This is a genomic window from Rahnella bonaserana, from assembly GCF_019049675.1.
In the GTDB taxonomy this organism is placed as follows: domain Bacteria; phylum Pseudomonadota; class Gammaproteobacteria; order Enterobacterales; family Enterobacteriaceae; genus Rahnella; species Rahnella bonaserana.
Window position 1 is genome coordinate 301,891 of sequence record NZ_JAFMOW010000068.1, and the last position, 11,208, is coordinate 313,098.

Genomic DNA, 11,208 nt, shown 5'->3' on the forward strand with positions numbered 1-11,208 from the left:
TTTTCCTCTCTCGACTCTCCTCGCTTTTTTCACTGCGCGCTTCGCTTGTTACAATGTTTCAGGTGCTATTGCGACAGGCTGGAAATCTTGCCGCTGCGCGGTACCTTCTCTCGGTCTTCGAGCCAAAGGTCTCGAAGCCGCTCCGTTCAGCAAGATTTCTGAACCGCCCGCACGATCTTAAATTCATAGGCAAACGGTTTTTATCTTTTAGAAATGTTGATTGGCGCGATCAAAAATGGCACCGAATGAACGGTTCGAGACCAGAGGCTCGAATCCTGAAGTTCGGGAATCGCATAGCGATGACATTTTGCGCCATTCACTATTGCCACAGGATATGTCCGTCGTGCCAGCGATAGCGCGCAGTAAAAAAGCGGGGAGGAATCCAAAGGAGGGAAAGCACTTCCCTCCTTTGGGCGGTTTCGGCGCAACGAATTAAGTGATCACTGCACGTGAGAAACCGAAATTTACTCGGTCAGCTTTTAACGATGGGTACTCACTGCTTTTGAAAAACCGAAATTTTCAGCAAATCAAAAAGGGGCCTTTGGGGAATCCCCAAAAATTAACCCACCAGTTTCTTCCCATATTCAAACAGCGCCTTGAGAAGCGCCATCTTCTCAACATCCCCCTCATGCAAGTTATAGAGCGCCTCAAGCTCTAACGCATAATTCTGAAAACGTTCGTCAGTGAGCTTCGTCTGCCGGTGCGCCATCCATCTCTTTTGCTCGGCATCCGTCAGCGTGGCAGGGTAGTTGCGCGCACGAAAACGGAACAACAACGGCTCGATGCGGGAATCGTTAAAGGTCAGATCCAGCGCGGGGAGATTCTCCGGGCGGGTTTCCAGAATGATACGCATGGCAGCGCGATCGGCGTCGCTGAAGAAACCGTCGTACAAACGCGCATCTACGTCATCGGATGGCGTAAATGGCTCGGCTTCAGCAAACATCGTGACCACTTTTTCGCGTACCTGCGGGTTCTGGCGTAGCAACTGCAAATTCTCAAGACAGCGTTGACGATCAATGCCCAGACGTTCGGCGTTTTCCGGCAACAGCGTTTTTGCCGGGGCCAGCACCGGACACTTATTGATATGGACCAGCTTAATCGGCAGCGGAGATTGCCCGGTCTGCAATGCATCGCGACGGCTGTACAAACGTTCGCGCATTTCATCAGAATTAAGATCCAACAGCGTCGACATATCACCGGCCAGATCACACATGATCACCGCGTTCTTGTTCTCAGGATGCCAGGCCAGCGGCGCGACCCACGCGGTATTGCCGCGCGCGGCACCAAACATACCGGAAACATGCACCAGCGGTGCCATAGCCGGAATGTCGATCAGCGTATTCAGCTTATGCTTGCTGCGGTGTTCGAGCAAAAAGCTGAACAATCGTGGCTGTGCCTGTTTGACCAGCTTCGCCATCGCAATCGTGGCGTACACGTCGGCCATCGCGTCGTGAGCATTCTCGTGTTCGATGCCGTTGGCTTTGGTCAAATGTTCGAGGCGGAAACTCGGAAAACCGTCATCATTTTCCGGCCAGTTGATGCCTTCGGGGCGCAGTGCATAACAGGCACGCATCACGTCCAGCAAATCCCAGCGGGAATTGCCGTTTTGCCAGCTGTAGGCATAAGGGTCGTAAAAGTTACGATAAAGGATATTACGGCTGACTTCATCGTCGAAACGGATATTGTTATATCCGACAATGCAGGTGCCCGGTACGCTGAAGGCTTTATGGATCTGCGCTGTGAACTCAGCTTCGATCACGCCGCGTTCCAGCGCGATTTGCGGGGTAATACCCGTGATCATTACCGCTTCCGGTTCCGGCAAATAATCATCAGAAGGGCGGCAATAAATGACCAGCGGTTCTTCAATGATATTGAAATCTTCGTCGGTTCTGACACCGGCAAACTGCGCCGGTCTGTCCAGCGCCGGATTCTTGCCGAAAGTTTCATAGTCATGAAAGTAGAAGGTTTTTTGCGGTTTATCTGACATTGTTTAAGCAGGCCTTATTCAGTCGAAGGCACTTTACGCCAGCGTGATACTTCTGCGAATCACGCGTGCAAAGCAAAGGGGAAATCACTGCCACAGAGAATACCATGGCTGAGGAAGATACTGAATGTTGGCAGGGAAACGTGCGGTCCAGGAACCTCAGTAGCCTGACTTTTCCAGCGCGGCGATAAGGGTTTCGGTGGTTATCTGATCAACGCGCTTGCCCGGTGACAAAATCTGAATGGCTTTGTCATAATCCGGCCCCCACACAATATTGTTCTGATATCCCTGACCATAAACTTTGTTGTTGTATAAGCAGATAAGATTTTTATTATAAACCTTACACAAATGCACCACGGAAGTGTCGGGGGAAATAACCAGATCGGCGGCTTTAATCAGTGCAGCAGCATGCAGGAAAGAAGGGGATGAAAATTTAATTCCTGAAGCAGTATCTATTTTTGCCAGCTGGGCCGGCGTGCCGATATACACCACCGTATTTTTAGCGTCTTTAGCCAGATAATCTGTTATTTCAGCCAGCTGAGCCGGTGACATATCGCGGGCTTGCTCAGTGGAATAAGGATTAATTACCACGAGTTTTCCCGGACTCAGCGTGCTTAAAAATTGTGCTGTTGAGGCTTCAATGTCAGCCGGGATCGTCAGCGCATATTTCCAGACTGCATCCGTGTAGCCCAGCGTATTAAGAACGGCTCTGTGACGCCAGCTGGTATGCTTATGCGGCTGATGGTAATCAATTGATATATCGTAAATCTTGTATTGCTTCTGGTTCAGCGTCAGGGCAGTTTTCGGGTTCAGTGATTTTATTATTTTAAATCTGAGGGGGCTTAAATGGTTTTTATCATTGATATCAATCAGCAGGTCATAGGATTTAACCGGTACCTTTTTCAGATCACTGATTTTTTCAAAAATAATCACACTGTCGACAAGCGGTGAATGCTCGAAAATAAACGCCGTTCTTTTTTCACACAGCATGGTGATGTTATGCCCCTGCTGATGCAGGGCATTGACCAGGCCGCTCATGACAATCGCGTCGCCAATCCCAAACGCATTGCAGAGCATGACGATATTCATCTTCTCTGAGAATTGTGCCGGTTCCCGACGTTTTATTTTATCCAGGAATAGTAATTGGGCGTCGAGTTTGACTTTTTTCAGGAAAATATTCTTTTTCCTGTTTAACTTCCTGAGCTTCTGCAATGTCATTATTTAAAATTTCCTAAAAGGAACGTTGCCATCATGCTACATAATTGTTTTTAATGAGACATATTACTATATGTTATCCAGCATGTAGTTATGAAGTCAACCTTACGGATCTTTCGAAGGGTTTTGCTCCTTTTTTACATGTTCTTGTGGTCTGGCTTGCTATACAGGTACACACTGTAAGAATGTTCAAGCGCCTGATTTAATGGAAAAATTGAAAAAAACAAGTTCTCTTTAGCCTTTTGGTTGTGCGCAAGAGTATTTGTATACTTCTACGCTGAAGGGTTAGCGAATTTCATTGCAAAACGACAGGAAGGGAGAAGAGTAAGGGAGGAGGGTGCATTCATCCTGGATAATGATTGAGATGAAAGCCCTATGCAGGGCTTTTGTCGTTATCAGGACATGTTTTTGCTACTTTTCGATTAATAAGAGATTTTCCGTAATTATAAAGTGGCAATTCAATGTACTTGAGCGTTAATTTTGAAATGTAAACAGTTATCCCTACAGCCAGTGTAGCGAAAAAGACATTCTCGTATAAATTCTGACTTTTAAAACCTAACATAAGATAAATGACAGGAGTATGCATGATATAAACAGAAAATGATGTATTACCCAGGTAAACTAATGTTTTCGATTCTAAAAATTTCGTTATGTCAAAGTTAAGAAGTGGTAGGGTCGCAATAGCGAATGCAACGATGAATGTCAATGGTAGATAAATGCTTGGTGTCAGATTGAGTCCGAATAAGACGATCATCATGAACATTAGCGAAACAGAGACAAACCAAATGAAAAAAGATTCATATTTTTTTATGAAACCTCTGAATTTCATTACGGTAATATAAGCGCAAATTCCTGCAGACATGCAGTAAATACAGCGTAGCACACCATCACTAAGAAGTGGAATTTTTGCTTGTGACGCACCTTTAACATCCATCTGTAGATATAAGCTCAACACTGCACCGGCTATTAAAAGAAGCCATGGGATATACCTTTTTGTACAGCTAAGAAGAAGCACAGTTGTACCTGCGAACATCTCTACAGAAATAGACCAACTGGGGATATTTGTTTTAGGTATAAACCCTATGCCCAGAGAATTCGTGAGAGTAAGGTCACCAATTACATTCGTAGGAGTAATTTGCCCTACCCATTCTGGAAAAAAAACACCATTAGAAATGTACAGTGATATTGGTATGAGTATTACAGCGATTATATGGAGTGGATATAATCTGAAGAAACGGGTAAGGATAAATCCACCCGGAGTAATAGATTTATTTTTTATTTTTTCACAATAAGAATGATAAAGCACGATTCCAGACAAAATGAAGAAAATATCTACTGCATAGTCTGGGTTATGGAAAATGTCATACCCAGTATGCCATCCAGTAAAATGGCTATAAGAGTGAGATAGGGCGACTCCGATCGCTAGCAAGCCACGTAAACCATCCAAGCCTGGAAGGCGTTTCAACACGATATTATTCATTTTATGAGACTCTATATAAAAAGGCCTATCACTGATAACGACTGATAATCAAAGTGTTCGGACAGATACTCTAAACAACCTTGTAACTAGCAAGGTTAATTGATTCGATAGCATGTTATGCATGATAGTGAATAAATTGTTAATTGTGTATTGTTTGTGTAGGTTTTTGTGTGCTTTTTATTTAATTTTAGTTAAATGGATTAGTATGGATTATGGGTTAAGTCTCAACTAAAGGGAGTTTTATATATCATTTATTGAAATGAGGTAGGTTCTTCAATGTTTTTGTTGATAAAAATCAATTAAATAAATACTAAGAGTAATCCGTTGTCTGTGCAGGATTGCTATTACCTGACTGATTTTCGCTTCAAAGCAGGGCTTTGATGATTGACGAATTTATAGTGCGAATGCGGCAGAGATGATTGAGAGATACCTTTGTTCAGCGGGGAGCATAAAAATATGCAATAGCGCATACATGGAACGCATCGTCAAAATGGCGTGCTCTACACAAACAATCCACCAAAACCCTGACATAACCGGGGTGAATGCCTGTGGCAACTCGGCTAAACTACTGCCTAATTTGAATTCTAGCCTTACGGCAGGCATAACGTGCGTCTCGACAAGAAAATTTCTCCGCTGGATAACGTCATTTACCGTAATTACCGCATTACTCACGGGCTGCGTATCGCCGTGGCGTTTTTGCTGACTTTTGTGATCGTGCGTCTGACTGAAATCCCCGAGGGCACCTGGCCGCTGATCACCATGGTCGTGGTGATGGGGCCGATTTCGTTTTGGGGAAACGTCGTTCAGCGCGTGCTTGAGCGTATCAGCGGAACCGTTCTAGGCTCGGCTTCAGGGCTGATTGCTTTATGGCTCGAACTGTATTCCTTTCCGCTGATGATGGTGTGGTGCGCAGTGGTGATGTTTGTCAGCGGCTATCTGACCCTCGGTAAACGCCCTTATATGGCGCTGCTGATTGGTATTACGCTGGCGGTGGTCTGTGGCGCAGGGCCGGGTGATATGAATACCGCGCTGTGGCGTTCCGGCGATGTGATTTTCGGTTCCCTGCTGGCGCTGCTTTTCGCCAGTATTTATCCGCAGCGTGCGTTTATTCACTGGCGTATACAGATGGCCGATTACCTGATGTCGCTGAATAAACTCTACAGCGCGTGGTTGTCGCCGAACATGCTCGAGCGTCCGCATCTGCACGGTAAAATGAAAACGTCTATGAGCCAGATGATCAAGATGCGTTCACTGTTCGCGCCTGCCAGTAAAGAATCACATATTCCGCGTGAAGTGTTTGATGCGATCCAGACGCTGAGTCGCAATCTGCTGTGTACGCTGGAACTGCTGGCCGACGCTTACTGGAGTTCACGCGAAAGCCACTTCCTGATGCTCAACGCCCGCACCTTGCGAAGTGCGCAGTTGCTGATGCTCAGCACGCTGGAAAAACTCAGTTTGATGCTGATGAACGGTACGAAAGGTGATGAACTGACCATCAATCATCAGCTCAATGAATCTGCTGAAGAACTGAAAGCGTTGATGGCAGAAATGAACGCGGCAAATCATCTGGAAGCGCAGGTCTACGGTTATGTATGGCTGAGCGCGCAGGTGGCGGAACAACTGAAGTCTATGGGCGACCTCATCACCATGACAATGCAGAAAGAAGAAGCTCAAATAAACAGCGTTAAAACAACGAAAGCATGAAGGGATTTTTGTCTGTGGCGTAAAACGGGTAAGATGAAGCCATTGGACGATTATCTGAGCTCGCAGGCCATTGTTTGCTACGCTATTCTTTCAGGTGGCAAAACGGGATGCGACAAGTCAGTCACTGAATCTGTGTAACTTAATCGAAGGTGTTAAAATGGACAATATCAATAAGCCGAGTTTCCAGGACGTTCTGGAGTTTGTGCGCATTTTCCGTCGTAAAAACAAATTACAACGCGAAATTGCTGACAACGAGAAGAAAATCCGTGACAACCAGAAACGTGTTTTGCTGCTCGACAACCTGAGCGATTACATCAAGCCAGGAATGAGCATCGACGAAATTCAGGCGATCATTGCCAGCATGCGCGGCGACTATGAAGATCGCGTTGATGATTACATCATCCGCAATGCAGACCTGTCGAAAGAACGTCGTGAAATGTCCAAAAAGCTGAAAGCGATGGGCGAAATCAAAGCCCACGAAACCAAGTAATTTCGGCGCTGCTCAATACAAAAACCGGGTTGATGCCCGGTTTTTTTACGCCTGTGATTTACGTTCAGGATTAAGCCTTAATCCAAAGCGCGCACCGGTTTTCCAGCCAGAAAGGCCTGAATATCTTCGACCGCTTCGGTGAAGTAGACCCGATAGTTACCGTCAGAAACGTAGCCCAGATGTGGCGTCGCCAGTACGTTGGGTTGCGTTCGAAACGGATGATTTGCCGGCAGTGGCTCGGTATCAAACACATCCAGACCGGCTCCGGCTATTACACCGTTTTGCAATGCGTCGAGCAGGGCGGGCTGATCGACAATCGCCGCGCGCGATGTATTAATCAGCAAGGCAGACGGTTTCATCTGTGCCAGTTCCTGCGCACCCAGCAAGTTGCGCGTGCGGTCGCCGAGCACCAGATGAATGGATACCACGTCGCTGGTTTGCAGCAATTCTTCTTTGGATGCGCATAACGTCACGCCATGTCCGGCAGCGCGTTCTGCGGTCAGATTCTGGCTCCAGGCACACACATCCATACCAAACGCTTTCGCTATCTGCGCCACTTTCTGACCAATTTTCCCCAGACCCAGCAGGCCAAGCCGTTTGCCGTTCAGGTCAAAACCGACCGTAGTTTGCCACGGGCCGTTCTGGCGCAGCGCATTATTTTCGGTCACCAGATGCCGCGCGAGTCCGAGGATTAGCGCCCAGGTCAGCTCAACCGGTGCGGCCTGTCCGCTGCCGGTACCGCAAACGGTCACGCCATGCTTCTTTGCCGCAGCGAGATCTATCGACGCATTGCGCATACCTGATGTAATCAGGAGTTTCAGTTTGGGCAGACGGGCAAACAACGCGGCGGTGAACGGTGTCCGTTCACGCATAATCACCACAATCTCTGCGTCTTTCAGGCTTTCGGCGAGGGTATTTTCGTCAGCAATATGTTCTGTCAGCGCACGGCATTCCACCTGCGGCGTCAGTGAGTGCCAGTCAGCCAGTGAAAGGGAAACGTTCTGGTAATCATCAAGAATGAGGCATTGCAGTGGCATGGAAATCCCTTATCTGGAAATAATGATAAAGAGATATAGCACTGAAACAGCCGGGACGTGAAGTGTCCCGGCCGGAGGTTATTGTCAGAAGCTGTAATCGATCGCTGCGAAATATCTGCGGCCGTCTTCGTTATAGCTATAGTCGTCGCGGTTGAGATCTTTATCGGTCAGATTCAGCACCCCGGCGCGTATTTTCACCGCTTTATTCACCGCATACGAACCGCCGGTGTTCCAGATGGTGTATCCGCCCGGCGTGGCGTTGCCGTCAGTGACGGTGCGGCTTTTGCCTTTATAGTTGGCGGAAAGATAGAAGCTCCAGGCATCGAGCGGTTTCCAGTCGAGCGTCGCGTTACTGGTGTGGAACGGCAGTTCGGACAACGGTTTGTTACCGCCGTTACTCAGATCGCGGGCGTCGTTGTAGGTGTAATTCAGCCTGAGGTTCAGCTGGTCGGTAAGCGGTAAACCAAGCTCGGTTTCAAGTCCGCGGATCCGCGCCTTATTGACGTTGTAATACTGGAATATCGGGTTGCCGCTGGCGTCGAAACCGACAAAGTTCTGATAGGTCGGTGCCAGACTGCGGTTGGCGGTGCGGATAACCGTGATCATGTCGTCGATGTCGTTCTGGAACACCGTCGCGCTGGCGGTCACGTCTTCCAGCAAGCCTTCCTGACCGGCGTAATACAGGCCGAATTCCACGCTTTCACTGGTTTCTGCTTTCAGATCCTTACTGCCTACGACGTTACAACTTCCGCGGCAGGAGGCACTTTGCCAGTCCGGGCTGAGTTGCAACAGAGAAGGCGCTTTGAAGGCTGACGCCCAGCCGCCTTTCATCGTCACGGTGTCGGTGGCGTTGTATACCAGATAGGCACGCGGGCTCCAGTTGACGCCGTAGTTTTCGTGGTCATCCATGCGCACGCCGCCGGTCAGCGCCAGATTTTCGAACATACGCCACTCATCTTCCAGGAACAGCGCGTACTGATTAGCCTGCGTGCTGCCGCCGTTTTTCATGTTCACGCCGTCTTCCAGTTTGTCGTTGCGGTATTCGCCACCGAACGTCAGGAACTGGTTGTAATCGCCCAGCGGGACCACGACTTTGCCGTCGAGAGAGTTGTTTTTCGAGGTGATGGTTTCAGCGTTTTTGTTCTCGATGTTTTCACCGTAGAAACGCAATTCGGTATTCGCTAAGCCCCAGCGGCCATTGTGGCCGAGTGAGTAGTTTTCGCGTTCGATGCGATTTTTATCCAGCGTATCGGAATCACGATCCTGACGGTCCATACCGTAACCGAAGGTGATGTCCTGATCTTCATCCGGCGTCAGTGAGAATTCGACATTGGCGTTGCGCGAAGTATAGCCCTCGATACGCGGCTGACCGGTGCTGCCGCTGGCGGAACTGGCCTGATCTTTCTCGCGTTTACCCAGTGCGCCGTAAACTTTCACGCCCAGTAAATCATCCACCAGCGGGCCGCTGGCGAAGAAGTTACCGTTGCCGCTGTCGCCGCGATCGCGATGTTCCTGAACGGTGGTGTCAGCGCTGAGCGTACCGTGCCACTTTGTGCCGACTTTGCGGGTAATAATGTTGACCACGCCGCCGAGCGCGTCGGAGCCATATAAGGATGACATCGGCCCGCGCACCACTTCGATGCGTTCGATAGACTCAGCGGGGATCCAGCTCAGATCGAAATCGTTATGGCGGAATACCGCGTTACGGGAGTTCACGCGTTTGCCATCCACCAGAATCAGGGTGTAGCCGCTGCCCAGCCCGCGGATGCTGACGCCCTGGCGGTTATCGCTTTCGTTGGTGATTTGCACGCCGGGTACATCTTTCAGCACGTCTTTGAGGTTCTGTACCGGTTTCTTTTGCAGATCTTCGCGGGTGATCACGCTGATACTGGCGGGGGCATCTTTAAGATTTTGTTCGATGGAGGAGGCAGTCACCACCATCTGATCTTCTTTTTCTTTCACTTCGCTGGCGTCTTCCGCCATTACCGGCATCGCGGCAGCAATCAGTTGTGCGAGCAGCCCGGCTTTAACCGCCGGTGTAAATTTAACCTTAACCATTTCTTCTCTCCGTGAGATAAAAAGCCCCGGCAGCCCGGGGCAGCGTCCCTTTTACTCTGTCCAGTAAGTGCCGGTCGGTTCGACGGCGAGGAACTGTTTATAAAGTTGTTTTTGTGTTTGCTGCGGATCGAGTTCGGCAAACTTCTGCGGATAAAACGCTTTGGCGAAGACCTGCACAGCCAGCACGTTATAAGGGGAATTGTAATAATTGTGCCAGATGCCAAAACTGCGGCCATCTTCAACAGCTTTCAGGGTGCTGATGCCCTTACGCGCCAGCAGAGGTTTCAGACTGGCGCTCGCCTGTTCAGGCGTCGTTTGCGCGCCCAGCACTAAGCCGGCAGGCGGCGGATCGCCGGCTTTTGCGGGTTTACCGCCACCGCTGACCAGATACACATCAGGTTGTGCGGCAATCACTTTTTCCAGATTCACCTGACCGAGAGGGCCCGGCAGCAGAGGTTTGGCGATATTCACGCCGCCCGCCTGATCGATAAAATCTCCCATATTGCCGTTACCGGCGGAGCGGCAGCATTCATCGGCCGTTGAGGCGCGCAGTTCGATAAAGACTTTCGGTTTGTCCTGCTCAGGAATGTCTTTGGTCACATCGGTGACGCGTTTGATGTTGTCCTGATAGAAGCGGATATAGTCCTGCGCCTGCTTCTCGCGGTTCAGTACTTTGCCCAGCAGCTCCATACTCGGCAGGGTGTTTTTCAGCGGCGAGGTGCGGAAATCCACAAACACCACCGGAACGCCGGCTTTCTGTAGCTGGTTCACCAGCTCACTCCCTTTGCCCGGACCGTGGCCTGACAAACCAAAGATCGCCAGCTGCGGGTTCAGCGTCAGCACTTTTTCCGGACTGATACTGTCGGCGCTGGTATTGCCAATCAGCGGGATCTTGTCGATTTGCGGGAATTTCGCCTGATAGGTCGCGTAGGTTTGCGGATCAAGCTTACGGAAATCTCCCTGCCAGCCGACAATGCGGTCGAAAGGTTTCTGGCCTTCGAGCAGGGAGAGGGCGAAGAACAACCGGCCTTCACCGAGCACCACGCGCTGAATATCATCCGGCACAGTCACCGTGCGCCCGGCAATATCTGTCACGGTGACAGCCTGTGCGGTAACGCTTATCACACCGAGCGTGAGCCCGGCTAATCCGCCCGCGAGCCGTTTGCCGCAGAGCCTGGTGAAAATATTATGCTGAAAATTCATCTTCTTCCGATTCCTTTACGTTTCCCTGAAGAGGCGC

The 11,208-nt window shown here is 49.5% G+C and carries 8 protein-coding genes; 2 read left to right on the forward strand and 6 right to left on the reverse strand.

Going from position 1 to position 11,208, the window contains the following annotated elements; translation table 11 throughout:
• Positions 1 to 559: 559 nt before the first annotated feature.
• The 3 genes from sbcB to J1778_RS23015 form a co-directional block, all read right to left on the reverse strand.
• Positions 560 to 1,987, reverse strand: coding sequence for an exodeoxyribonuclease I (sbcB, locus tag J1778_RS23005; protein ID WP_217175123.1), 1,428 nt, complete (start codon positions 1,985 to 1,987; stop codon positions 560 to 562).
• A gap of 156 nt (positions 1,988 to 2,143) precedes the next feature.
• Complete coding sequence (locus J1778_RS23010; protein WP_217175124.1) at positions 2,144 to 3,202, reverse strand: glycosyltransferase family 9 protein; 1,059 nt, start codon at positions 3,200 to 3,202, stop codon at positions 2,144 to 2,146.
• A 370-nt stretch (positions 3,203 to 3,572) separates the two neighbouring features.
• Entirely contained in the window at positions 3,573 to 4,679 is a 1,107-nt protein-coding gene (locus tag J1778_RS23015; RefSeq protein WP_217175125.1) for an acyltransferase family protein, read from the reverse strand.
• Positions 4,680 to 5,285: 606 nt separating this feature from the next.
• On the opposite strand from J1778_RS23015, the gene J1778_RS23020 reads away from it, so the two are divergent.
• Both J1778_RS23020 and J1778_RS23025 read left to right on the forward strand, forming a co-directional pair.
• The gene (locus tag J1778_RS23020; protein ID WP_112291615.1) at positions 5,286 to 6,383 is read left to right on the forward strand and encodes an FUSC family protein; all 1,098 of its coding nucleotides are present in this window, start codon (positions 5,286 to 5,288) and stop codon (positions 6,381 to 6,383) included.
• A 157-nt stretch (positions 6,384 to 6,540) separates the two neighbouring features.
• Positions 6,541 to 6,873, forward strand: a complete 333-nt coding sequence (locus tag J1778_RS23025) for a DUF496 family protein (protein WP_217175126.1) — start codon at positions 6,541 to 6,543, stop codon at positions 6,871 to 6,873.
• Between the two features lie 77 nt (positions 6,874 to 6,950).
• On the opposite strand, the gene J1778_RS23030 is transcribed toward J1778_RS23025, so the two are convergent.
• The 3 genes from J1778_RS23030 to J1778_RS23040 form a co-directional block, all read right to left on the reverse strand.
• Entirely contained in the window at positions 6,951 to 7,910 is a 960-nt protein-coding gene (locus J1778_RS23030; protein WP_217175127.1) for a D-2-hydroxyacid dehydrogenase family protein, read from the reverse strand.
• 84 nt (positions 7,911 to 7,994) lie between these two features.
• Positions 7,995 to 9,968, reverse strand: a complete 1,974-nt coding sequence (gene cirA, locus J1778_RS23035; RefSeq protein ID WP_217175128.1) for a catecholate siderophore receptor CirA — start codon at positions 9,966 to 9,968, stop codon at positions 7,995 to 7,997.
• 51 nt (positions 9,969 to 10,019) lie between these two features.
• The gene (locus tag J1778_RS23040; RefSeq protein ID WP_217175129.1) at positions 10,020 to 11,171 is read right to left on the reverse strand and encodes an ABC transporter substrate-binding protein; all 1,152 of its coding nucleotides are present in this window, start codon (positions 11,169 to 11,171) and stop codon (positions 10,020 to 10,022) included.
• Positions 11,172 to 11,208 lie beyond the last annotated feature (37 nt).